This window comes from Saccharopolyspora taberi (assembly GCF_039534165.1).
In the GTDB taxonomy this organism is placed as follows: Bacteria; Actinomycetota; Actinomycetes; order Mycobacteriales; family Pseudonocardiaceae; genus Saccharopolyspora_D; species Saccharopolyspora_D taberi.
In genome coordinates this window covers 70,256-94,222 of record NZ_BAAAUX010000016.1, presented here as the reverse complement: position 1 = coordinate 94,222, position 23,967 = coordinate 70,256, and the positions used below count along the sequence as shown (strand labels likewise).

The following is a 23,967-nucleotide window of genomic DNA, read 5'->3' as shown; positions in this document are numbered from 1 at the left end:
CTATCACGAAGAGATTTCGGCGGATGGCCGGAATGAACGGATTTCCCGCCGCAGCGGCCGTTCACCGCGAAATCGCGGCGGACGCCGGAATTCGTGCCACCAGCGGGAGGTCAGAAACGCGCCGAGCAAACCGCCCGCGGTGTTGAGAAGCACGTCGTCGGCCGAAACGACACGACCGGCGAGGAACAGGTACTGGAACAGTTCTATAACGCAGGTCACCGCGAGAACGGCGAGCGCGACGTGGCCGCAGGTGCGCAGCGGCAGGACCCGCAGCGGCAGGAGCGCGCCCAGCGGCAGGAGCAGCAGCAGATTGCCCAGCAGCTGCAACCAAGGGCCCAGGTCACCGGGTGCGGCGTGCACCGCGACCCCCAGGTCGGTGCCGGGCATCAGGCGCAGCCTGGTCCGGCTCACGTCCGGCTGCGGCACGCAGACCAGGTGCACGACGAGCAGCATCGAGAACACCAGCGCGGCATCCACCACCGACAACCGCATCGCCGACGAGAGTTCGAGCCGGCGGACCCGCACTAACACGGCAGCGCCGAGGAAAACAACCGCCAGCAGAAACAAAGAGAACGCCGTTTCGGCCACACCGCCGAATGCCGAATCGAACTGGCGCACCGCTTGCATCTCCCCCACAGCCCGCATGTCGAGAACAAGATCATCCACGACCATTCGAACATACGAACGTGACATCACGTTTGAATCACGGGGTGGGGAAGGTTAACTCGGGCAGCAGAACGCCGGGCCGACCTCGGTCGACCCGGCGCGTTGACGAACCGGCGGGCGGCTGGCGCCTGCCTCGGAACAGGTGTTGTGAACCGCTGGTCAGAAGCCCATGGCCTGGGCCCTGCGCTTGACCTCCCGGCCGCGGTCGCCGCGGAGGGCGTCGATGGGCGTGCCCGGCAGCGAGTCGTCCGCGGTGAACAGCCAGCGAAGGATCTCGTCCGAGTCGTAGCCGTTGTCCCGCAGGAGGGTGATCGTGCCGCCGAGCCCCTTCACGATTCCGGTGTCGGTCAGGAAGGCCGTGGGCACCCCGAGCACCCCCTCTCGGCGCAGGGCGAGCAGATGACCATCACGGATCAGTTGGTGCACCCGGGTCACCACCAGCCCGAGTCGCTCGGCGACATCGGGCAGCGGGATCACCTCCACATCGGGAGCGAGCACATCCGGGGCAGCTGGGATCGCACTCACATCCGACACGATGCCACATCGGCGACCCCGGTGCCGTGCACCGGACGGGTCACGTTCTCTCCTACCATCAGGGTCGTGACACACGGCGACCTCCAGGCGCGGCCGAGCCACCGGCGAGCGGGCCATGACGTCTGAGACGCGCCCCGGACGCGGGGCCGGCCTCGTCGGGGCCATGCTGGAACGCCGGTACCGGGTGGAATCGCTGATCGCCCGCGGCGGCATGTCCACCGTCTACCGGGGCCTGGACACCCGCCTGGACCGCCCGGTCGCGCTCAAGGTCATGGACCCGCAGTACTCCGGCGACCGCTCGTTCGTCGACCGCTTCGAGCTGGAGGCGCGCTCCGCGGCCCGCCTGCACCACCCCGACGTGGTGGCCGTCTACGACCAGGGCGTGGACCGCGAGATCGACGGCGACCAGGTCTACCTGGTGATGCAGCTGGTCGAGGGCTGCACGCTGCGCGACCTCATCCGCGACCAGGGCGCCCTGCCGCTGCCGCTCGCGCTGAGCGTGCTGGAGCCGGTGCTCTCGGCGCTGGCCGCCGCCCACCGCGCCGGGATGGTGCACCGCGACATCAAGCCGGAGAACGTGCTGATCGGCCGGGACGGCTCGGTCAAGGTCGCCGACTTCGGCCTGGTCCGGGCCGCGGCCTCGGCGGGCACCACCAGCGGCAGCGTGATCCTGGGGACCGTGGCCTACCTGTCGCCGGAGCAGGTCACCACCGGTGCCGCCGACCCGCGCACCGACCTGTACTCCGCGGGCATCGTGCTCTACGAGATGCTGACCGGCCGGCCGCCCTACGTCGGCGACACCGCCCTGTCGGTGGCGTACCGGCACGTCAACGACGACGTGCCCGCGCCGAGCGAGCAGGTGCCCGAGCTGCCCCCGGCGATCGACGACCTCGTGCTGCGGGCGACCCGGCGCGAGCCGGAGCAGCGCCCGGTCGGCGCGGAGGCGTTCCTCGCCGACGTCCGCAGGACCCGCCAGGATCTCGGCATCGAGCTGGTGCCGGTCCCGGTGCCCGCCAGCGAGGACCCGACCGCCCAGCTGGCCGTCGACGGGCCGCCGACCGACCAGTTCCCGGCCGTGCCGCCCGCGCACAGCCCGTCCGGCGGGCCGCAGGGCACCCGGGCCATGCAGCGCCCGGTCGTGCCGGAGGAGGACCGGACGCAGGAGATCGCCGCGGTCCGGGCCGCGCCCGACACCCGGCACCACGCCCAGCGCCGGCGCGGCTCGCGGGTGTTCGCCGCGTGGGCGGGCGCGATCGTGGTGCTGGCCGCCCTGGTCGGGCTCACCGCGTGGTGGCTCGGCACCGGGTCGAGCGTGGAGGTGCCGCGGGTCGTCGGGCAGCCGGAGGACGTGGCGGTCAAGGTCCTCGAAGAGGCGCAGCTGAAGGCCACGGTGACCCGGGAGCACGACAACTCGGTCGCCGAGGGAACCGTGATCAGCTCCAGCCCGCAGGAGGGCAGGCAGACCGTCACCGGGACCGAGGTCCGGCTGGTCGTCTCGCTCGGGCGGCCGAAGGTGCCCGACATCGCCGAGGGCGCGTCGGTCGAGGAGGCCCAGAGCGCGCTGATGGACGCCAAGCTGCGGCCCGCGCTCGACTCGACCCGCGACCAGTACCACCCGAGCGTCCCGGAGGGGAAGGTGATCTCGGTCGATCCCGGGCCGGGCACCGCGCTGGAGATCAGCTCGCCGGTCACGATCATCGTCAGCAAGGGCCCGCAGCCGGTGGACGTGCCGGACGTGCGGGGGCAGTCCAAGGAGGACGCGTTCGCGGCGCTGCGCAACGCCGGGTTCGAGCCCTACGAGGCTTCCACCCAGTTCGACGCCGACGTGGCGGCCGGGCACGTGATCAGCACCGACCCGGCGGGCGGGAGCACGGTGCTGCTGACCGGCACGCCGCGGGTCGGCGTGGTGGTGTCGAACGCGGTCACCGTGCCCGACTTCGGCCGGTACTCGGTGCAGCAGGCGAAGGAGGAGGCGGCCAGGCTGGGGCTCCAGCTGCAGGTGACGCAGCTGTTCCCGCGGGAGGACGCGGTGATCTTCGGGCAGTACCCGTTCCCCGGGAGCAAGGTGCAGCCGGGCTCGTCGATCCAGGTGACCGCCATCTGACCCACTCCGCGCAGCCGGCCGGTCACGGTCGGCAAGCGGGAATTGCTGGCCATGGCAAGGGTTTTACCTGCATCGAGTGTCGCCCGAACGTGATCTCGGCCTCGCGGCAGTTGGATCGCCGGCACCGGCACTGCATCGAAGCACCGCGTGTGAACTGCGGAAACAGTGCTCTGTTCGAAGGAAATGCGATCACTGCACCAGGTTTGGTGCGCGAACCGCCCGCTAACGCGAAGGGCGTGTGATTGTATTGAGAACACGATGCCTCCGAGTGCTTCCATCGCGTCGGCGCGGCCCGGCTGGACCGAGCTCATCGCCTCCGACGACATCGACAACGGCGGCAGCGGTCCCGCGCGGTCGCTGCCGCTGCGCACGGTCGCGCTCGGCGCGATCGGATCGCTGCTGCTGCTGATCGGCTCGCTCGGCGGCGCCGGGGTCCTCATCCACGACCCGATCCTCGGTTCCGGCCCGCTGTCGGCGATGCGCTACGGGCACGGCAAGGACCTGGCGACCGCGGTGGTCTACCTCGGGTTCGGGCTGCTGGTGTGGGCCTGGGTGCGGCTGGGCCGCGGGGTGCTCGCCCGGCTGGTCGACTCCCGCGGGGTGCTGCTGGCCACCGCCGCGTGGCTGCTGCCGATGCTGATCGCGCCCCCGCTGTTCACCCGCGACGTCTACAGCTACCTGGGGCAGGGGCTGCTCGCGCTGCACGGGCTCGACCCCTACGAGATCGGCCCGGCGGCGCTGACCGGCCCGATCCCGGACAACGTGCACCCGACCTGGCAGACCACGCCCGCGCCGTACGGGCCGCTGTTCATCGGCGTGGCCAAGGGCGTGATCCTGCTCGCCGGGGACGGCATGATCTCCAGCGTCATCGTGATGCGCCTGGTGCTGCTGGGCGGGCTGGCGATGCTGATCTTCGCGCTGCCCGGTCTGGTCCGGCACCTCGGCGGGCGGCTGCCGGTCGCGCTGTGGCTGGTCGCGGCGAGCCCGATGACCGTGGTGCACCTGGTCGGCGGCCCGCACAACGACATGCTGATGATCGGCCTGCTGGCGGTCGGCACGCTGCTGATCCTCGACGGCAGGCACGCCGCCGGGCTGACGCTGGTGACCATGGCGATGGCGGTCAAGGCGACCGCGGGACTGGCCCTGCCGTTCCTGGTGTGGGTGTGGGCGTCCCACCTGACCGGCCCGCGCTGGCAGCGGTTCGCCCGCGCGGTCGTGCCCGCGCTGGCGCTGTTCGCGGTGGTCTTCGCCGGGTGCATGGTGCTGTCGAAGGTCGGCCTGGGCTGGGTGTCGGCCCTGTCGGCGCCGGGGATGATCGTGAACTACCTGTCCGCGCCGACCGCGCTCGGCCAGGCAGGGTTCGTCCTGGCATCGCTGTTGTTCGAGGACGCCGACTACGGCGCGTTCGTCAGCGGCGGCCGGGCGATCGGCTCGCTCGCGCTGGCCGCGATCCTGGTCTGGCAGTGGTGGAAGGCCCGCGACGGCGGCACCGACGCGGTGCGGCGCGCCGCGATCGTGCTCTGGGCGGGCGCGCTGCTGTCCCCGGTGGTGCTGCCCTGGTACCTGACGTGGGGCATGGCGCTGGCCTGCGCGCTGCCGTGGACCCCCCGCGCGCTGTCCTACGTCGTGGGCGCGTCGGTCGCGCTGGTGCTCGCGTACTCCCCCGACGGCGAGCAGGCGATGTACAACTGGCCGCTGGTCGCGGTCGGCGTCGGCGCCGCTTGCCTGGGCGCACTGTCGCTCGTGCGGTTCGACCCGCTGGGTCTGAGCGATGCTTTCCGGCGTCCGCTGGAGCGGCAGCTGCGTTGAGGGTTACCGCGCTGAACTCCGGCCCGACATCAGCGCCACCGCCTGGTTGGAAATGCGAAAGGGCCCGGAAAGATCCGGGCCCTTTCACGCGATGCCTTGGGCTCAGCTGCGGAGCATCTCGGCGACGAGGAACGCCAGTTCCAGCGACTGCTGGGTATTCAGGCGCGGGTCGCAGGCCGTCTCGTAGCGGCCGGCGAGGTCGGTGTCGGAGATGTCCTGGGCGCCGCCGAGGCACTCGGTGACGTCCTCGCCGGTCAGCTCGATGTGGATGCCGCCGGGGTGGGTGCCGAGGCGGTGGTGCACCTCGAAGAAGCCCTGGACCTCGTCCACGACGCGGTCGAAGTGGCGGGTCTTGTAGCCGGTGCTGGCCTCGTGGGTGTTGCCGTGCATCGGGTCGCACTGCCAGATGACCTGGTGGCCCGATGCCTCCACCTTCTCGATGATCGCGGGCAGCACGTCGCGGACCTTGCCGTTGCCCATCCGGCTGACCAGCGTCAGGCGGCCCGGCTCGTTGTTCGGGTCCAGCCGCTCGACGTACTCCACGGCCATCTCCGGCGTGGTCGTCGGGCCGATCTTGAGCCCGATCGGGTTGGAGATCAGCTCCGCGAAGGCGATGTGCGCGCCGTCGAGCTGGCGGGTGCGCTCACCGACCCACAGGAAGTGCCCGGACAGGTCGAACAGCCGCGGCTGGGCGCCGCTGTTGTCCAGCCGCAGCATCGCTCGCTCGTAGTCGAGTACCAGCGCCTCGTGGCTGGCGTAGAAGTCCACCGAGTGCAGGCTGGAGTCGTCCACGCCGCAGGCCGACATGAACCGCAGGCCGCGGTCGATCTCGGCGGCGACCGACTCGTAGCGCTCGCCCGCGGGCGAGTTCAGCACGAAGTCCTTGTTCCAGTCGTGCACCTGGGTCAGCGCCGCCATCCCCGCGCCGGTCAGCGCCCTGGACAGGTTCATCGCCGCGCTGGCGTTGGCGTAGGCGCGGATCAGCCGGGACGGGTCGTGCCTGCGGGCCTCCTCGGTGGCGACCAGCGAGTTGACCATGTCCCCCCGGTAGGACGGCAGCCCCAGCGCGTCGGTGTTGCTCGACCGCGGCTTGGCGTACTGGCCCGCGAGCCTGCCGACCTTGACCACCGGCATGCTGGCCCCGTAGGTGAGCACCACGGCCATCTGCAGCAGCGTCCGGATGTTGCCCCGGATGTGCGGCTCGGTGTTGTCGGCGAAGGTCTCCGCGCAGTCCCCGCCCTGCAGCAGGAACGCCTCGCCCCGGGCGACCTCGGCCAGCTGGGCGCGCAGCCGGTCGACCTCCGAGGGCACCGTCACCGGCGGCACGCTCTCCAGCACCTTGCGCACGCTGGCCGCCTGCTCGGTGTCCGGCCACTGCGGCTGCTGCGCGGCAGGCCGGGACAGCGCGTCGTCGAGCTGAGCACGCATCTCCGGCGGCAGCGGGGGTAGTTCGGGGAGCTCGTCGACCGGGACGTCGACCGTCCAGGACTTGCGGCTCGGGGCGGCAGCCTGCTGATCTGCGGAGCTGTGGTGCTCGGAGGGCCTGGGGTGCTCGGAGGACATGGAAAACATGGTAGCGAGGACGTCACTGGGAATTTCGGGAACGTGGTCGTCGGCACGGTTCAGACGCTCCTGGCGGCGAGCTCGAACTCCTGCCGGGTCCACCCGCGTTCCACGGGCTGGGACCGGGTGAGGCGAATCGCTCCGGCGAGCAGCGCTGCACCGGCCGCCGCGGACACCGCGCTGAACCCCGTCACCAGGACCGCGGCGACACCGCCGATCGCGACCAGCACGCCGAGCCCGGCCCGGAACGCCCCTGCCCCGGACGCGGAGCGGGACCGCCGCTCGAACCGGCCGAACACGGCCACCAGGGCGAAGGTGATCAGCCCGATCCCGGCGATCCACGGAACCCGGGTCAGCCACCAGCTCGCGCCGAACAGGTCCGGCCACGGCGCCCGCAGCACCAGCAGCATCGCGGCCAGCAGCACCAGCGCGGGCATGTGCCAGAGGTACACGCTCAGCGAGCGGGCTCCCAGGGCGTCGACGGACCTGCGCACCCGCGACCGGTCGAGCCACGAGCGCAGTCGCGGGGTGGCCAGGGCGACCAGGCAGAGCTGGGCGAAGCCGAGCAGCACCAGGCAGGCCGTCGGCGGGTTGAGGTTCACGTACATGTTCGCGGAGTAGGGCCCGGCGGCGGTGGCGATCAGCAGCACCCCCAGCGCGCTGATCGCAGCTCCCAGCAGCCGCCGCCGGGAGCAGTCGCGCAGCCAGCCGTCGGCGTACCAGAAGCCGAGCTGCTGGAGTGCGAGCCAGACGAACGCGAGGTTGAGGAAGCCGAGCGCGGTGATCCCGGTCCGGGCCGCGAGCAGGTCGACCGAGAGCGCCAGGGACAGCAGCCCGGCCAGCACGGTCCTGGGCGCGCTCTCGTGACCGCGCGCGAGCACCGGGACCAGCGCCGAAACGCCCAGGTAGACGCCGAGGAACCACATCGGCTGTCCCATCCGATAACCGACCTGCGCGATCAGGTCTCCCGGGACTCCGGCGAGTCCGGCCCCCACGAGCCCGAGGCCGATCATCGCGAACGCGATCAGCGCGGGCCGGGCGAGCCGGTTCAACCGGCCGTGCACGAATTCGACGGCGGTCCCGCCTTTGTCGCGCATTCGCCGCCACTGCGTTATTCCGGCGAATCCACCGACGATGAAAAACAGCGGCATCACTTGCACGAACCAGCTGACCGGGGTGAACCAGTCCTGGTCGTCCACCGCGTTGACGATGTCGATCCCGCCCGCGTCGACGGTGATCCCGGCCATCACGGCGTGCAGCACCACCACGACCACCAGGCATCCCGCCCGCACCAGATCCAGCACCGGATCGCGATTCTGCGCACCGTTCGGCGGCGCGGTTTTCTGCACGGTGATCACTGCCACTTCTCCCCTGGAATTTCCGAATTCCCTTTTCGGACAACGGGAAGGCTATGTGGCGGAATGCTTTTTCCGCGTCCCGCTCGGGAGCGCTTTGCGACCCCCTACCGCGGTAGGGGGTTCGGGCCGGGGCTCATCCCCGGGAGCCATTCACGGCGAATTCGGCGAGGAGACCAGACCGGACTCGTAGGCGGCGACGACCGCCTGCACCCGGTCCCGCACCTCCAGCTTGCCGAGGATCCGGCTGACGTGGCTCTTCACCGTCTGCTCGGCGATGAACAGCACCTCGGCGATCTCGGAGTTCGACAGCCCCTGCGCGACGCGCACCAGCACCTCGCGCTCCCGCTCGGTGAGCACGTCAAGGCGGGGCGAGGTCCGCCGGGGCGGCGCGACCGCGCGGGAGAAGTGCTCGATCATCCGGCGGGTGACGGTCGGCGCGAGCAGCGCCTCGCCCGCGGCGACCACGCGCACGCCGGAGACCAGGTCGGCCGGGAGCGCGTCCTTGAGCAGGAAGCCGCTCGCCCCGGCCCGGATCGCCTCGTAGACGTAGTCGTCGATGTCGAAGGTCGTCAGCATCAGCACGCGGGGCACGTGGCCGGGAGAGCTCAGCAGTTGCTTGGTCGCCTCGATGCCGTTGAGCACCGGCATCCGCACGTCCATCAGGACGACGTCGGGTTCGCGTTCCCGCCCCAACGCGACGGCCTGCGCGCCGTCCTCGGCCTCGCCCACGACCTCCATGTCCGGCTGGGCGGCCAGCAGCGCGGCGAACCCCGCGCGCACCATCGCCTGGTCGTCGACCACCAGCACCTTGATCGTCACCGGTCCTGCCGCTCCTGTTCGTCGCTGGAATCGAGCGGGAGGACCGCGTGCACCTCGAAACCGCCGTCCTCGGTCCGGCCGGTCCGGACCGAGCCGCCCAGGATCGCCGCCCGCTCCTGCATGCCGATCAGCCCGTGCCCGCCGCCGGGGCCGGGCGTGACCCCCGGCTCGGGAGCATCGTTGCGCACGTCGATGATCAGGTCGCCGTCCATGCGCGCGAAGCGCACCTCGCAGCGCGCACCGGCCGCGTGCCGGGTGACGTTGCTCAGCGCCTCCTGCACGATCCGGAACGCCGCCACCCCGGCGATGTCACTGGCGCCGAGGCCGTCGAGGACGGCGAGGTCGTGCGCCTCGACGCGCATCCCGGCCCGTCGCGCGTTCTCGATCAGCTCCGGGATCCGGGTGAGCCCCGGCTGCGGGGCCAGCGCCCCGCCGGACTCCTCGTCGCGCAGCACGCTGAGCAGGCCGCGCATCTCGGTCAGCGCCTGGCGGGAGGCCGCCGACACCTCGTCGAACTCGCGGGCCAGCTCCGGGTTCAGATCCGGGTACCGGTAGCGCGCGGTCGTGGCCTGCACGTTGATGATCGACATGCTGTGCGCGATCACGTCGTGCAGCTCCCGCGCGATGCGCGCCTTCTCCTCGACCAGCACGCGCTTGGCGTGCTCCTCGGCGCTGACCGCCCGCTCGCGCACCAGCTGGGAGCGGATCTGCTGCCACTGCCGCACCACGACGCCCAGGAGGAGGAGTCCGCCGGAGATCGACGTCAGCAGGACGATGTTGCCGGTGACCGCGGCTTCGGTGTCGCCGCGCGGGAGCAGTGCGGCCCCGGCGGCAGCGACCGCGACGCTCGCCAGCCAGCAGCACAGGCCGACCGGCCAGGTGGCGCGCAGGCCGAGGACGACGATCACCAGGATCTGGGTGAGCAGGGCCGTGACCGACAACGGCCACGGCGCTCCCAGGTCGTCACCGCGTCCCAGGACCACGAGCAGCAGCAGGCCGGCCACCGATGTGATCGCGGCGATCCGGGGCCGCACCAGCGCGAGCACGATCGAGGCGCCGTGCACGACGGTGACCGGGAACGCCAGCAGGAACGGGACGTCGTAGATGAGGACGTTGAGCGGGACGCCGACGGAGATCAGGGCCAGCGCCGGGACCGCGAGCAGAAGTCCGGCCCGTGCCACCGGTTTGAGCTGGGCCACCGGCTTGAGCTGGGAGCCGGTCCGCCTCGTCACTCCAGCTCCGTCCGCCGTCGGATCGTCGAGCCGACTATAGCCGGACAGCCGAAGGGCGCCGCCCCCCGCGCGAGGAGCGGCGCCCTTCAGCCGATCAGCAGGTCACCGTCTTGTCGTAGCTGCCCCAGGTGAGCTTCCACTCGCGGCTCTGCCCGTTGCGGAGCGTGTTGCAGCCGGTGTCGCGGCCGCCCTTGACGATGATCTTGATGCGCATCGTCTTCCCGCACTCGTTGCGGACCCACACGTACTGGGCGTCGGCCTGGTTGTCGACGACCCTGGCGATGCAGGCGGGAGCGGTTCCCTCCGCGTTCGCGACCGGCGCGACCGCGAACGCGGCGCCGATCAACGCGACGGTGGTGGTGCCAATGCTGAACAACCGATGTGAACGCATGACTTCCCCTTATGAACCCAGTCCGGCCGCGCCTGATCGGAGCGGCTGGAATGAGATTGGCACCTTTCCACCAGGTGCGAGGGAATTGCGCAAACTGTTCACCCGGTTGGTTCGGCCGGACTAGCCGAACAGGACCTCGGCCTCCTCGTAGCGCTCCAGCGGAACCGTCTTGAGCTCGGCGGTGGCCTCCTTCAGCGGCACCCGCACGATGTCGGTGCCGCGCAGCGCGACCATCTGGCCGAAGTCGCCCTCGCTGACCGCGTCGATCGCGTGCAGGCCGAACCGGGTGGCCAGCACCCGGTCGTAGGCCGTCGGCGTGCCGCCGCGCTGGGTGTGGCCGAGCACGACCGCGCGCGACTCCTTGCCGGTGCGCTGCGCGATCTCCTCGGCCAGCCAGGTGCCGACGCCGCCGAGCCGGACGTGGCCGAACGCGTCCTTCTCCCCGGTCTGGAGCACCTCGCTGCCGCCCTCCGGGATCGCGCCCTCGGCCACGACGATGATCGGCGCGTACTGCCGCTCGAACCGGCGCTGCACCCATTCGCAGACCCGCTCGACGCTGAACCGCTTCTCCGGTCCGAGGATCACGTTCGCGCCGCCCGCCAGCCCGGAGTGCAGCGCGATCCAGCCCGCGTGCCGCCCCATCACCTCGACGACCAGCGCGCGGTGGTGCGACTCCGCCGTGGTGCGCAGCCGGTCGATCGCCTCGGTCGCGATGTGCACGGCGGTGTCGAAGCCGAAGGTGTAGTCGGTGGCCCCCAGGTCGTTGTCGATCGTCTTGGGCACGCCGACGACCGGCACGCCCTCGTGCGTGAGCTGCTCGGCGACGCCGAGGGTGTCCTCACCGCCGATGGCGATCAGCGCGTCCACCCGGTGCTGTTCGAGGTTGGCCTTCAGCCGCGCGATCCCGTCGTCGACCTTGTACGGGTTGGTGCGGGAGGAGCCGAGGATGGTGCCACCCCGGTTCAGGATCTCCTCGACCTCGTCCAGTCCCAGGGGCATGACCTTGCCCTCCAGCGGTCCGAGCCAACCGCTGCGGAACCCGACGACCTCGTGCCCGTACACCGAGATCGCCTTGCGGGTCACCGCGCGCAGGACCGCGTTCAGCCCCGGGCAGTCACCCCCGCCGGTCAGCACTCCGACACGCATTCCAGCCGGCATCCTCGCCGCCTCCTAGTTCGAAACCAGCTCACGTGGTGATCTGGGTCTCAGACCCGATGTGAGCGTGTCACGGACTGGATCGGTGCAGCAAGTACCCGGGGGCTCAGGCGCGGGGCTTGTGCCTGGCGGCGCAGCGGGCTCGGCCGTTGATCTTGAGCGGGCGCGGCCGGTTGGGGCAGCTCCGGTGCTCAGAAAGGAAAACCGCGGCGGCGCTGGTGCTCCTCGATGACCTTCCAGCGTTCGAGGTTGTGCTTGGCGTCGGCCAGCGCGTCGTGGGCGTTCTGCGGCGCGGTGGGCAGCTTCGGCTTGCCGACGTCCTCCCAGCGCTGGCGCAGATCGCGGGTGAACTTCGGGATCCTGGACGGCAGCGCGGGCATCGCGCCCCACAACTGCGCCAGCGCGACGTGGTCGTAGGCGGCGTACCACGCCCAGAGCTCGATGTTGGCGCCGCTGGCGGTCAGGAACGCGTACAGGTCGTCGCGGATCCGCGCGCGGGACCGCCAGGCGGGATCGGACGCGGGCGGCAGCTGCGGCAGCACGTGCTCGCGGACCCACTGGCCCGCCCGGCTCGCGTCGAACTCGGTCGACACCGCGTAGAACTCGCGGCCGGACTCGTCGACCACCCCGATCGACACCAGTTCGATGGTCCGTCCGTCCTCGATGAACTCGCAGTCGTAGAAGAACCGCATAGCCAAAGCTGATGACCTGCACTTTCTGTGTTTCTCACCGGCACCGGGCAGGTCGCGGCCAGGGTGGGCGCCGGCAGTGCCGGGCCGGCCGGACTCACCTCCGCCTGCTCCTCGACCGCTGCGCGCCGCGCAGCGGTCAACCCGTGAGAAGACGATAGATGTCGCCGGTCGGCGGCCGGGAGGCGCGTCGGGTCAGCCCGCCTTGGTGTCGGGCACCCGCGCGGGCTCGGAGACCTTCCAGCCCGCGATGTGCTTGCCCGCGGCGGCCAGGTCGTCCTTGGCCTTGGCGGCGTAGATGTCGACGTACTCCTGACCGGACAGCTCCATCAGGGCGTACATGATCTCGTCGGTGATCGAGCGCTCCACGAACCGGTCCCCGGCCAGGCCCTCGTAGCGGGAGAAGTCCAGCGGTTCGCCGACGACGATCCGGACCTTGTGCGGGCGCCACATCTTCGAGCCGATCGGGTTCACCTTGTCGGTGCCGAACATCGCGATCGGGATCACCTGCACCCCGGCCTCCAGCGCCATCCGCGCGACGCCGGTCTTGCCCTTGTAGAGGCGGCCGTCGGGCGAGCGGGTGCCCTCCGGGTAGATGCCCAGCAGCTTGCCCTCGCGCAGCAGCCGGACCCCGGTGTCGAGGGCCGCCTGCGCCGCGGCGCCGCTGGAGCGGTCGATCGGGACCTGCCCGACGCCGGAGAAGAAGTACTTCTTGAACTTGCCCTTGATGCCGCGGCCGGTGAAGTACTCGCGCTTGGCCAGGAAGGTGACCCGGCGCGGCATCATCAGCGGCATGTAGAACGAGTCGGCCACGGCCAGGTGGTTGCTGACCAGGATGGCGCCGCCGGTCGCCGGGACGTGCTCGACGCCCGTGACCGCCGGTCGGCAGAACAACTTCATCAGGGGGCCGAGCAAGATGTGCTTCATCACCCAGTACAGCACCGCGCCGCTGCCTCCCCTGGAAGTTGCGTCAAGCGAAAGCGATCACCCGAGAGGGTCCGCGCTGGCGCTGCTCGCCGCGCCGAGGCCCCCGATCGACAAGCCTACGGAGCCGGAACTGCACGCACAATGCGGGCCCGCGCCGGACCGCCCCACGGCGCCGCGCCCCGTGCGACGATGATGCGGTACCGGCATGCGAATGCGGTTGGGAGGCTGCGGTGCCCGTACTTTCCGGCGCCGAACCGTTCGTCCACGACGGTTCCGAGGACATCGGAGTGCTGCTTTGCCACGGTTTCACCAGCAGCCCGCAGAGCATGCGGGGATGGGGCGAGCACCTCGCCGCCGAGGGGTTCACGGTGCGCTGCCCGCGGCTGCCCGGCCACGGCACCCGCTGGCAGGAGCTGAACAAGACCCGCTGGCCGGACTGGTACGGCGCGGTCGAACGCGAGCTCGCCTCGCTGCGCGGGCGCTGCCGCTCGGTGTTCGTCTTCGGCCAGTCGATGGGCGGCACCCTGGCGCTGCGGCTGGCCCAGCTGCACGGCGACATCGCCGGTCTCGTCCTGGTGAACCCGTCGGTGACCACGGTGCGCCCGCCTGCCGCGCTGCTGCCGCTGGCCGGTCACCTGGTCCCGTCCGTGGCCGGAATTCCGGGTGACATAGCCAAACCCGGGGTCCGGGAGCTGGCCTACGACCGGCTGCCGCTGCACGCCACGGCGAGCCTGCGCGGGCTGTGGCGGACCGTGCGCGCCGAGCTCGGGAAGGTGCGGCAGCCGCTGCTGCTGTTCCGCTCGGCCGTCGACCACATCGTCGAGCCGGTCAACGCCACCATCGTGCTGGACGGCGTCTCCGGTCCGGACGTCACCGAGGTCGTGCTGCCGGACAGCTTCCACGTGGCGACGCTGGACAACGACGCGCCGACGGTGTTCGCCGGTAGCGTCGAGTTCGCCCACCGGATCCACCGCGAACGCGCCGAGGTACTCGCATGAACACCCGCCACGACAGGTCCGACGGGCCCGACGACATCGACGCCGCGTTCGCGGAGATCGTCGCGGGCCTGGAGCGGGAGCAGAGCTTCGGCAAGTGGCCGGAGGCCGAAGCCGAGACCGAGGCCGAGCGGACCCCGCGCCCCGAGCAGCCCACCGAGGACACCGGCCCGCGCGACTGGACGCCGCCGGACGAGCCCGAGGACGAGGGGCACTACGTCCCGCCGGAACCACCGCCGCTGCCGACACCGCGACCGTCCACTCTGGGCGGGATCGTGGTGATCGGGATCGGGCTCATCCTCCTGCTGCTGCCCGCGCTGGCCGGGCTCGGCAGCAGCACCGCGCTGCCGATCGGGCTGATCGCGGTCAGCGGCGGCATCATCTGGCTGCTGCTGCGGATGCGGCAGGGCCCGCCCAGCTCCGGAGACGACGGCGCCCAGGTGTAAGCGTCTGGACCCGGCGCGCCCGACTCCGCCACTGCGACGGACGCCGCAGGACCTGCCCAGCCCCAGCGACAACGACGCCCAGGTGTGAGCCGCCCGGACCCGGCGCGCCCAACCCCGCCACTACGACCGACGCCGCAGGACCTGCCCAGCCCCAGCAACAACGACGCCCAAGTCTCAGCACCGGACCCCATGCGCCCAACCCCGCCACTGCGACGGACGGGTAGAACCCGCCCAGCCCCAGGGACGACGCCCACGTCCAAACACCCGCAGCAGCCACGCCCGACTCCGCCACTATCGCGGACGCCGCAGGAGCCACCCAGCCCAGCGACAACGACGCCCAACTCTGAGCACCGGACCCCACGCGCCCGGCCCCGGCGTGCCCCGTGCGCTGATCAGCGCCGAGGAACGCGGTGCGCCACGACGTGCTCGCGGGCGAGGGTGGCCGCCCCGATCATGCCCGCGTCGTCGCCGTGCTTGGCGACCCGGACCCGGGCCAGCGGGCGGTGCCCCGCCCCGGTGATCGCCGCCGCATAGTGCTTGCGCGCCTCCCCGAGGAACAGGTGCGCGGAGCCCGCGACCCCGCCCGCGATCACCACGACCTCCGGGTCGAAGACGTCGGCGACCAGCGCCAGCCCCTCGCCGAGCCAGCGCGCCAGCTCCCCCATCGCCTTGCGGGCGACGGGATCGCCGTCCTCGGCCGCGCGCGCGACGCGCACCCCGGTCAGCGGACCGGGGAACCGCGCCAGCGGACCGCTCGCGCTTTCCTCGAGCAGCTCCTGCACCGTGCTGACCAGCGCGGTCCCGCTGCAGTAGCGCTCCCAGCAGCCGCGCTTGCCGCAGGCGCACGGCCGCCCGTCCGGCACCAGCCGCAGGTGGCCGAGCTCCGGCGCGACGCCGTGCGCGCCCCGGTAGACCTCGCCGTCGATCACCAGCGCGCCGCCGATGCCGGTGCCCAGCGCGACCAGCGCCGCGACCCGGGCACCCGTCGCCGCGCCGAAGCGCTGCTCGGCGATCGCGGCCGCGTTGGCGTCGTGCTCCAGCACGACCGGCAGCTCGACCCGCTCCGCGATGCGGTCGGCGACCGCGACGTGCCGCCACGCCAGGTGCGGGGCGAAGCGCACGACCCGCCGGTCCTCGCTGACGAAACCGGCGACGGCGAGCCCGACCGCGGCCACCCGGTGGCGGTCGGCGAGATCGCGCACGACGCCCGCGATCGCGGCGTTCAGCTCGTCGCCGGTACCCGGGGTCGGCACCCGGAGGGTGTCGAGCACCGAACCGCGCTCGTCGACCACGCTGGCGCGAACGCTGGTACCGCCGACATCGACGCCGACGGTCAACACCCGCGGTCGGCCCCGTCGTCGCTCAGCACGCGACCGCTGACCCGCTGGACGTCGATGCGCTGCACCTTCGGCGGAGCGGGCTCCTCCTCCGGTGGTTCCGGGGGCGCTGCCGGTCCGTGCTCGGCCATCGACTCGCGCAGCAGGGCGATGATGTCGGCGAGCCTGCCGGTGAGCTCGGGCCGCTCCCCGCGCGCGATCGCGGCGACGGCGCAGATCGGGCACCACCCGCAGGCCGGCTCACCGTCCGGCTCCGACTCGCCGAGGCCGCGCAGGTAGTCCTCGGCGCGCACCGCCAGCGAGTCCAGCAGCAGGCGGAGCTCGTCGACGATCTGGTCCCGGCCGGTGTCTTCTGCCATGTCGCTCACCGCATCCACTGATCCGGATCGGGGCGGAACGCCACCGTCAGCCCGTCGGCACCGGCGACCGCGGAGGTCACCACGCAGCGCTGGAGGACCGCGGGCAGCGCGATCAGCCTGCGCCTGCCGTCGACGGTGACGGCCAGGTCGTCGGCGATGCGGGCGAGGTCCAGTTCGGCGTCGTCGTGCAGCGGGAGGGCGATCCGCAGGGTGTACTCGGAGTCCAGCGCCCGACCGCCACCGGTGACCTCCATGTCGGGCAGGTCCCGGCCGGGTGCGAGCGGGTCGGTGTCGCCGTAGAGCTCGTCGCCGAGCTCCAGCAGCGCGTCGGCGCCCACCGGTTCGCAGGCCCGGTGCTCGACCGTGCGCACCGGCAGCTCGGTGGCCGACCGCACCTCGTCGAGCACGGCTTCCTGCTCCTTGCGCCGGGTCCGCATCCACGCCGCGGCGGCACCGCGCGCCGCGCCCGGGTTCGGCACCAGCCGGTTGGCGACCAGGCCGTCCACGCGGATCCGCTGCAACGCCAGCGCGGTCAGCGTCCGCCGGGTCTCGGCGGCGACCACAGCCTCCGGTGTCAGCACGAGCCGGACGCCGGTGCCGGCGTCGGCCAGCATCTCGCGCAGCGCGGTCAGCTGCTGCGCCAGCCTGCCGAGCGCGTCGGCGGTGGCGTCCCAGCGCTGCACGTTCGCACTGCCCGCCACGCTCGCGAGCATGCCGCGCACCACCCGCCGGTGCGCCGGGAACAACCGCTCCAGGTATCCCGACAGCGACTCCGGCAGCGCCAGCAGCCGCAGCGTCTCGGCGGTCGGCCCGCAGTCGACGATGACGGTGTCCCAGCTCGCGCCCGCGGCCAGCCGGTGCACCTCGGCGAGGGCCAGCAGGTCCTCCACGCCGGGCAGGAAGGTCAGCTCCTCGGCGTCGAGCTCGCCGACGCCCGCGCCCAGCAGCATCGTGCGCAGGTGCTCCCGCAGCTCGGCCCAGGTGCGGTCGACCAGGTCCCTGGTCTGGATCTCGGCGGCGTGCAGGCCCGGCGGGACCTGCACCGGGTCGGGGCCGAGCGGGACGCCGAGCGCGTCGGACAGCGAGTGCGCCGGGTCGGTGGACACCACCAGCACCTTGTCCCCGCCCGCGGCCACGCGCGCCGCGGTCGCGGCGGCCAGGGTGGTCTTGCCCACGCCGCCCTTTCCGGTGAACAGGAGGATGCGCACCGGGATCTCTAGCGAGCTGACTCGACGCGGCGCTTGAGCTCCTTGAGCGCCGTATCCATGATCATTTTCTCGGCCTTGCGCTTGAACATGCCGATCATCGGGATGGCGAGGTCAACGGCGAGGCTGTAGGTCACCTCGGTCCCGCCGTCACCCTGCGGCTCCAGCCGGTAGCTGCCGGTCTGGGCCTTCTGCACCTGCCCCTCGGACAGCGTCCAGCTCACCGAGAGCCCGTCGTCGGCCCACTCGTAGACGTTGACGTAGGTGTCCTTGACCACGCCCGCGTCGAGGACGAAGCGGACCTTCTCGGCCCGGTTCCCGGAGGTGGTCGACAGGACCTCGGTTTCCTTGACCGCCGCCGCCCATTCCGGATACGCGGCGAAGTCGGAGATCACCGCCATGATCTCCGCGGCCGGGGCCTTGATCACGATGGACTGCGTGGACTGATCGACCATGCACCGCAGGTTACAGGGCAGTTGGCGGTGCCGTCGCGCGCCGCCGTCACCATTCGAGGACGTACGGGCGGCCGGTGCGCTTGAAGTGGCCGACGTTCACGCATTCGGTCCGCCCGATCCGCACCCGCCGCGCGAGCGGCTGGTGGACGTGCCCGAACAGCGACCACTTCGGCCGGTCGGTGCGGATGCGGTCGAGCAGGGCCGCCGAACCGTATTCCGAGTGCCGCGCGACCACGTCGTAGAGCAGGTCCGGAACGGCCGGCGGCAGGTGGCTGCACAGCACGTCGACCGGGTCGATCGCGGCCAGCACGGCGTCGTACTCGTCCTCCGGCCGCAGGTAGGGGACCCAGGCCGCGTGCCTGCGCAGCGTCGCGCCCGGGGGCAGCAGCGTGCCGCCGATGAAGCCGAAGCGCAGCCCGCCGATCTCCACGCTCGCGCCGTCGACGACGTGGATCCCCTCGCGCTCGAACTCCGGCCACAGCCGGGGCGCGTCGACGTTGCCGGGGGTCGCGTAGGTGGGCGCGGTCATCGCCGCGAACAGCTCGGAGTACTGGTCGCGGACGGCTTCCTCGACGACCCGGGCCGGCTCGGACAGGCTCTCCCACAGCGACCGCGCGTACGCGCCGATCTCCTTGCCGCGCTTGCCGCGCCGCAGCTCGGCGAAGCGGGCGACCTTCTCCGGGCCGAAGACCGCGCCGAGGATTCCCTTGTCGTGCTCGTGGTAGTCGACGAAGTCGATCAGGTCGCCGAGGACGACCAACGCGTCCGCGCCGTCCCCCGCGCGCTTGAGATCCTCCACGTTGCCGTGGACGTCGGAAACCACATGGACCCGCAACCCGACTCCGTTCCGCGAGAACCGATCATCGCTCCTCGTTCGAAACTAGCCCCGGAGGGCAGCCCGGCGCACGGCCCGAATCGAGTCGATCCCGGAGTTCGAACGCCAGCGCCCGCGCCGCCAGCCTGCGGTGCCGGGTCTCGGCGGCGGCCGAGCGGCGCGCGCCCGCGGCTGGTTCGGCGCGCAGGAAGTAGTGCAGGACCGTGCCGTCGAGCACCGGTTCCAGCCACAGCTCCATGCTTCCGGTCAGCGGTCCCGACACCGACCAGCGCACGCCCTTGACCCCGCGTTCCTCGTCGACCCGCAGCACCAGGTCGGGCCACCAGCGCCGCCAGGCCGCCCGGTCCGCGACGCACGGCGCGACCGCGGCCGGGGCCACGGCCAGGAAGACCTCGTCGGAGATGTCGATGGTGGGCATGCCGCCAAGCCTGCCACCCCCGGGCGAACACCGGGCCGGGGTGCTTCCCGCCGGGTCCGCGCGTGGGAGGCTTCGGGCGGATCGCCGCGCGCGGCGGACGACGGATGAAGACGGGACTACCGCTCGGTAACTATCAGCGTTAGGTTGTGGCCCGACAAAGGCGTGTTTTCGGAGGTTTCGACGTGCGAGAGTTCAGCGTCCCGGCCACTTCGACCGTGGCAGACGACGAGAACCTCACCGACATGGTGTGGGCCAACGCGGAACGTTTCGGTGGCACCGTGGCCTTCCGGCGCCGGGTGGACGGCACCTGGATCGACGTCACCGCCGCGGACTTCGCCGCCCAGGTGCTCGCGGTCAGCAAGGGCCTGATCGCCGCCGGGCTCCAGCCGGGCGACCGGATCGGCCTGATGGCGCGCACCCGCTACGAGTGGACCCTGCTGGACTTCGCGATCTGGTCCGCGGGCGGCGCCACCGTGCCGATCTACGAGACCTCCTCGGCCGACCAGGTCGAGTGGATCCTGTCCGACTCCGGCGCCCGTGCGGTGATCGTCGAGACCGACGCGCACCGCAAGGAGGTCGACGCCGTCATCGACCGGCTCTCCGAGGTCAGCCACGTGTGGCAGATCGAGGGCCCGACCGGCGACGGCGCCGCGGGCGCGGTCGACGAGCTCACCGCGCTCGGCGCCGACATCAACGACCGCGAGGCGCACGAGCGCCGCCGCGGGGCCGGTGCCGACGACCTGGCGACGCTGATCTACACCTCCGGCACCACCGGCCGCCCCAAGGGCTGCGAGCTGACCCACCGCAACCTGCTGGCCGAGGCGCGCGCCGAGATCGACGCGTTCCCGCAGCTGATGCAGCCGGGCAACTCGATGCTGATGTTCCTGCCGCTGGCGCACGTGCTGGCCAGGGCGGTGGTCATCGGCTGCGTCCACGGCCGGACCACGCTGGGCCACACCGGCGACGTCAAGGACCTGGTCGCCGACCTCGGCTCGTTCCGCCCGACGTTCGTGCTCGCGGTGCCGCGCGTGTTCGAGAAGGTCTACAACACCGCCAAGCAGCGGGCGCACGGCGACGGCAAGGGCAAGATCTTCGACATCGCCGAGGAGACCGCCGTCGCCTACAGCAAGGCCTACGACGAGGGCGGCGCGGGCATCGGCCTGAAGGTCAAGCACCTGGCGTTCGACAAGCTGGTCTACGGCAAGCTGCGCGCCGCGCTGGGCGGTCGCTGCATCGCCGCGGTGTCCGGCGGCGCGCCCCTGGGCGAGCGGCTGGCGCACTTCTACCGGGGCATCGGGGTCGCCGTGCTGGAGGGCTACGGGCTGACCGAGACCACCGCCGCGGCCACGGTCAACGTGGAGAAGGCGTTCAAGATCGGCACCGTCGGCCGCCCGGTGGCGGGCACCAGCGTGCGGATCGCCGACGACGGCGAGGTGCTGATCAAGGGCGACGTGGTGTTCCGCCGGTACTGGAACAACCAGGCCGCCACCGACGACTCGCTGGAGGACGGCTGGTTCCACACCGGCGACCTCGGCTCGCTCGACGACGAAGGCTTCCTGAAGATCACCGGCCGCAAGAAGGAGATCATCGTCACCGCGGGCGGCAAGAACGTCGCACCGGCGGTGCTGGAGGACCGGCTGCGGGCGCACCCGCTGATCAGCCAGTGCATGGTCGTCGGCGACCAGAAGCCGTTCATCGGCGCGCTGGTCACCATCGACCCGGAGTTCCTGCCGTCCTGGCTGTCCTCGCACAGCCGCCCGGAGAACACCCCGGCGGCCGACCTGGTCGACGACCCCGAGCTCAAGGCCGAGGTCCAGCAGGCCATCGACGAGGCGAACAAGGCGGTCTCCCGGGCCGAGCAGATCAAGAAGTTCCGCATCCTGCCCGAGGACTTCACCGAGGCCACCGGCGAGATGACGCCGAGCATGAAGCTCAAGCGCAACAAGGTGGCCGAGAACCACAAGCACGAGATCGAGGCCATCTACTCCTGATCCCGGGCGGTTGGCCCACCGGCACCGGTGGCGGGTTCTCAGCCGAAGGCGCGGTGCAGGTCGGCGCGCCAGCTGGTGACCAGCTCGGCGCGGCTCACGCCCGCCACCTCGCGCAGCGCGGCGTCCACAGTGGACGGTGAGCCGGAACCCGCGACACCGCGGTAGAGCCGCACGACGCTGCGCTCCCCGAGCCGCCTGGCCAGGTGGTCCACGACCGACCAGGACTGCTGGTAGGCCAGGTCCAGGCGGCGCCCCGCGAGGTGGAAGTCGCGGTCCGCCGGAAGTCCCGCCGGCGGACCCTCCGCCCGCACCTGCCGCGCCAGGTCCGGCGCGACCTGCGCCGGCGGGATCCCGCTGTCGCGGTAGCCGACGTAGTCGGCGAAGCCTTCGAGCATCCACATCGGAGCGCCGTCGACGGTGTCGGCGCGGGTGGCGACGTGGGTGATCTCGTGCTGGAGCACGACGCGCAGCGCCTGGTCCGACAACCGCGCCGCCGTGCGCGCGTTGAGGACCACGCGCTGCCCCTCCACGCGCCGCAGCGACGGGACCACCCGGTCGGCCACGGCGACCGCCGCGATGCCGTCCACGGCGAACTCGGGCCCCACCAGGGCCCGCAGCTCCTCGCCGCTGCTGGGCAGCACGACCGCCGCCCGCTGCGCCCAGTCCGGGCCCCACACCTCGGCGACCCGCCGCACCGAGTCGTCCAGCACCCGCGCCACCCGGTCGGCCAGCCCGGCGTTGTCGTCGTGGCTCAGGACCAGACCGCTGCCGGTGGTCAGGACCCGGGTCGCGCCGAAGTCCCACGGACCGCGCCAGGTCCGCCTGCCCTGCGCCGTGAGCGCGTCGTCGGCGGTCAGGTACCAGGAATCGCCGCGCCGGGCGAACAGGTAGCCCATCGGGCGGCTGGTCGGCACCGCGTCCACCTCGGCCAGCGCGTAGTTCAGCGTGACGCGCGGAGCCCACACCTCGTCGGCGGGCACCGGCGTCTGCGGAGCCCGCGCGGCGTCGGAGAAATCCGTCGCGTAGGACCACTCGGCGAGCGGAACGCCCTCCAGGCTCCGAAAGAGGGCGAGCTGGCGCTCGTGGAACTCCGCGGGCGCTTTGGGGTCCACCACGGACAGGAAAGCCGCCTCGTCGCGGGTGCGGATCGCCTCGGCCCGGCGCCGCAGCAGGGACTCCACCTGCCGCGCCCTGGGTTCGGCCGTCCACAGTGCACCGGACCGCCCGGACGCGCGTTCCGCGGGCGGCTCGGGCGGCCGCCGGTCCGCAGGTACCGGGAGCACGGACAGCCCGACGACCACGGCCCCGGCGGCGGCAGCCACCACCCACCCGTGACGCGTCCCATCGCCAGACACGCCGGGGATCGTAAGTCGGCCGAACGAACCCGGCCCGCCGCGCTCACCCGGTCCGGGAACGCGGAAGGGGCCGGCGGCCGCCGACCCCTTCCGGTGGAACCGCGGTGATCAGCCGACGATGCGGCGGATCCCGTTCACGTCGCCGATGCTCTGGTAGTCGGCGACCTTGACCACGTCACCCGAGGTGGGCGCGTGCACCGCCTTGCCGTTGCCGATGTACATCGACACGTGGGTCTGGCTGGAGTAGTAGAAGATCAGGTCTCCGGCCTGGAGCTGGCTGGCGCTGACCGCGCGGCCCTCGGTCTTCTGGCTGCCCGTGCTGCCGCCGATGCTGACACCGGCCTGCTTGTAGGCCCACTGCATCAGGCCGGAGCAGTCGAAGCTGCTCGGCCCCTTGGCGCCCCAGACGTAGGGCGAACCGGTCTTGCTCAGCGCGGCCTGCACCGCCGCCGCGGCGGCACCGCTGCCGTCGATCGGGCCGTCGTAGGAGGTTTCGCCGTCGCCCTTGAGGGAGTCCTGGTCCTCGCCGCTGAGCTGGTTGTAGCGCTCCTCGGCCTGCTTGATCGCGGCCTTCATCTCCGTCTCCTTGCGGGCGAGGTCACCCGCGAGACGGCCGGCGTCGGCCTCGGCCTGCTGGGCCCGGTTGCGGGCGTCGTGCGCCCGCGTCTCGGCCGCCTCGGCCTCGTCGACGGCCGCGGCGAGCCGCTGGACGGCGTCGTTGTTGTCCTTGGCCAGCACGTCCAGCGCGGACGCGCGGTCCAGGAAGTCGTCCGGGGACTCGCTCACCAGCAGCGCGGACAGCTTGTTCAGCCGCGCGCCCTGGTAGGAGGCGGTGGTGAGCTGGTCGACCTGGCCGCGGAACCGCTCTTCCTCGGCTCGCGCCTGGTTGGCGACCTGCTCGGCCTGCACGGTGTCGGCGTTGGCCCGGTCCAGTTCCGCCTTCTTGGCGTCGTGGTCCTCTTCGGCCTTCTTCTTCTCCTCGGTGAGCCGCTCGGCCTCGTGGTTGAGGTCCCGGACCTGCTTGGCGGCTTCCGAGGCGTTGTCGGGAAGCTGGGGATCTGCCAGGGCCGGCGCGGTGGACATGCCCACGGCGGCGGCGACCGCCGTTGCGGCCAGTGCTCCGCGCAAAGAGCGCTTCAGTCGGTGCGACGCCACGTCGCGCACTGCTCCTTCACTTGCTCCGACCGCCTACCGGGTGAGCTGACGGGTTCGGGCTCGAAGCTGCCCTACCAGCGGGCACGCTGGACGTGCCCGGACCGGATGCACCCCACGGGATGGTTCCCCGGTTCGGCTCCCCGACAAGCCGATTCGGCGGCGACTCGCG

The 23,967-nt window shown here is 71.9% G+C and carries 23 protein-coding genes and 1 riboswitch; of the genes, 5 read left to right on the top strand and 18 right to left on the bottom strand.

What is annotated here, in order from left to right; genetic code table 11:
- Positions 1–3 precede the first annotated feature (3 nt).
- Entirely contained in the window at positions 4–672 is a 669-nt protein-coding gene (locus ABD691_RS19265; protein ID WP_344681653.1) for a VanZ family protein, read from the bottom strand.
- A 153-nt stretch (positions 673–825) separates the two neighbouring features.
- Entirely contained in the window at positions 826–1,191 is a 366-nt protein-coding gene (locus ABD691_RS19260; RefSeq protein WP_344681651.1) for an Rv2175c family DNA-binding protein, read from the bottom strand.
- Positions 1,192–1,315: 124 nt separating this feature from the next.
- Between ABD691_RS19260 and pknB the strand changes: the two genes are divergently transcribed.
- Positions 1,316–3,304, top strand: coding sequence for a Stk1 family PASTA domain-containing Ser/Thr kinase (pknB, locus tag ABD691_RS19255; RefSeq protein WP_344681649.1), 1,989 nt, complete (start codon positions 1,316–1,318; stop codon positions 3,302–3,304).
- Between the two features lie 258 nt (positions 3,305–3,562).
- Positions 3,563–5,113 (top strand): polyprenol phosphomannose-dependent alpha 1,6 mannosyltransferase MptB, encoded by a 1,551-nt coding sequence (mptB, locus tag ABD691_RS19250; protein ID WP_344681647.1) that lies wholly within the window; start codon positions 3,563–3,565, stop codon positions 5,111–5,113.
- 102 nt (positions 5,114–5,215) lie between these two features.
- Here mptB and ABD691_RS19245 read toward each other — a convergent pair whose 3' ends face one another.
- The 8 genes from ABD691_RS19245 to ABD691_RS19210 all read right to left on the bottom strand — a co-directional run bounded on the left by ABD691_RS19245 (position 5,216) and on the right by ABD691_RS19210 (position 13,262).
- Entirely contained in the window at positions 5,216–6,676 is a 1,461-nt protein-coding gene (locus ABD691_RS19245) for a class II 3-deoxy-7-phosphoheptulonate synthase (protein WP_344681645.1), read from the bottom strand.
- Between the two features lie 59 nt (positions 6,677–6,735).
- Complete coding sequence (locus ABD691_RS19240; protein ID WP_344681643.1) at positions 6,736–8,034, bottom strand: acyltransferase family protein; 1,299 nt, start codon at positions 8,032–8,034, stop codon at positions 6,736–6,738.
- A 150-nt stretch (positions 8,035–8,184) separates the two neighbouring features.
- Positions 8,185–8,853: a response regulator gene (locus tag ABD691_RS19235; protein WP_344681641.1), complete on the bottom strand. Its 669-nt coding sequence runs from the start codon at positions 8,851–8,853 to the stop codon at positions 8,185–8,187.
- Positions 8,850–10,085: a sensor histidine kinase gene (locus ABD691_RS19230; protein ID WP_344681639.1), complete on the bottom strand. Its 1,236-nt coding sequence runs from the start codon at positions 10,083–10,085 to the stop codon at positions 8,850–8,852. The genes ABD691_RS19235 and ABD691_RS19230 overlap by 4 nt, the downstream gene beginning before the upstream one ends.
- Before the next feature lie 94 nt (positions 10,086–10,179).
- Complete coding sequence (locus ABD691_RS19225; protein WP_344681636.1) at positions 10,180–10,476, bottom strand: hypothetical protein; 297 nt, start codon at positions 10,474–10,476, stop codon at positions 10,180–10,182.
- Positions 10,477–10,596: 120 nt separating this feature from the next.
- Complete coding sequence (locus ABD691_RS19220; RefSeq protein WP_344681634.1) at positions 10,597–11,622, bottom strand: 6-phosphofructokinase; 1,026 nt, start codon at positions 11,620–11,622, stop codon at positions 10,597–10,599.
- 200 nt (positions 11,623–11,822) lie between these two features.
- Positions 11,823–12,323 (bottom strand): polyadenylate-specific 3'-exoribonuclease AS, encoded by a 501-nt coding sequence (locus tag ABD691_RS19215; RefSeq protein WP_344681632.1) that lies wholly within the window; start codon positions 12,321–12,323, stop codon positions 11,823–11,825.
- 192 nt (positions 12,324–12,515) lie between these two features.
- Positions 12,516–13,262 (bottom strand): lysophospholipid acyltransferase family protein, encoded by a 747-nt coding sequence (locus tag ABD691_RS19210; protein ID WP_344681630.1) that lies wholly within the window; start codon positions 13,260–13,262, stop codon positions 12,516–12,518.
- Between the two features lie 215 nt (positions 13,263–13,477).
- Here ABD691_RS19210 and ABD691_RS19205 point away from each other — a divergent pair, with 215 nt between their 5' ends.
- Positions 13,478–14,245 (top strand): alpha/beta hydrolase, encoded by a 768-nt coding sequence (locus ABD691_RS19205; protein WP_344681628.1) that lies wholly within the window; start codon positions 13,478–13,480, stop codon positions 14,243–14,245.
- Positions 14,242–14,688 carry a DUF308 domain-containing protein gene (locus tag ABD691_RS19200; protein ID WP_344681627.1) on the top strand — a complete coding sequence of 149 codons (447 nt, stop codon included), beginning with the start codon at positions 14,242–14,244 and terminating at the stop codon, positions 14,686–14,688. The genes ABD691_RS19205 and ABD691_RS19200 overlap by 4 nt, the downstream gene beginning before the upstream one ends.
- Positions 14,689–15,080: 392 nt before the next feature.
- On the opposite strand, the gene ABD691_RS19195 is transcribed toward ABD691_RS19200, so the two are convergent.
- The 6 genes from ABD691_RS19195 to ABD691_RS19170 are packed head-to-tail and all read right to left on the bottom strand — an operon-like array spanning position 15,081 to position 19,297.
- Complete coding sequence (locus ABD691_RS19195) at positions 15,081–16,028, bottom strand: ROK family protein (protein WP_344681626.1); 948 nt, start codon at positions 16,026–16,028, stop codon at positions 15,081–15,083.
- On the bottom strand, positions 16,022–16,384 hold the full coding sequence (locus ABD691_RS19190; RefSeq protein WP_344681623.1) for a hypothetical protein: 363 nt from the start codon (positions 16,382–16,384) through the stop codon (positions 16,022–16,024). The genes ABD691_RS19195 and ABD691_RS19190 overlap by 7 nt, the downstream gene beginning before the upstream one ends.
- 5 nt (positions 16,385–16,389) lie before the next feature.
- Positions 16,390–17,592, bottom strand: coding sequence for an ArsA family ATPase (locus ABD691_RS19185; protein WP_344681621.1), 1,203 nt, complete (start codon positions 17,590–17,592; stop codon positions 16,390–16,392).
- Between the two features lie 8 nt (positions 17,593–17,600).
- Positions 17,601–18,044: an SRPBCC family protein gene (locus ABD691_RS19180; RefSeq protein WP_344681619.1), complete on the bottom strand. Its 444-nt coding sequence runs from the start codon at positions 18,042–18,044 to the stop codon at positions 17,601–17,603.
- Between the two features lie 46 nt (positions 18,045–18,090).
- Positions 18,091–18,879, bottom strand: a complete 789-nt coding sequence (locus ABD691_RS19175) for a metallophosphoesterase family protein (protein ID WP_344681617.1) — start codon at positions 18,877–18,879, stop codon at positions 18,091–18,093.
- A gap of 25 nt (positions 18,880–18,904) precedes the next feature.
- Positions 18,905–19,297 carry a polyketide cyclase / dehydrase and lipid transport gene (locus ABD691_RS19170; protein ID WP_344681615.1) on the bottom strand — a complete coding sequence of 131 codons (393 nt, stop codon included), beginning with the start codon at positions 19,295–19,297 and terminating at the stop codon, positions 18,905–18,907.
- Between the two features lie 182 nt (positions 19,298–19,479).
- On the opposite strand from ABD691_RS19170, the gene ABD691_RS19165 reads away from it, so the two are divergent.
- Positions 19,480–21,288, top strand: coding sequence for an AMP-dependent synthetase/ligase (locus ABD691_RS19165; RefSeq protein ID WP_344681613.1), 1,809 nt, complete (start codon positions 19,480–19,482; stop codon positions 21,286–21,288).
- A 38-nt stretch (positions 21,289–21,326) separates the two neighbouring features.
- Here ABD691_RS19165 and ABD691_RS19160 read toward each other — a convergent pair whose 3' ends face one another.
- Positions 21,327–22,643 (bottom strand): hypothetical protein, encoded by a 1,317-nt coding sequence (locus tag ABD691_RS19160; protein ID WP_344681611.1) that lies wholly within the window; start codon positions 22,641–22,643, stop codon positions 21,327–21,329.
- 108 nt (positions 22,644–22,751) lie between these two features.
- Entirely contained in the window at positions 22,752–23,798 is a 1,047-nt protein-coding gene (locus ABD691_RS19155; protein WP_344681609.1) for a C40 family peptidase, read from the bottom strand.
- Between the two features lie 15 nt (positions 23,799–23,813).
- Positions 23,814–23,967, bottom strand: a riboswitch (cyclic di-AMP (ydaO/yuaA leader).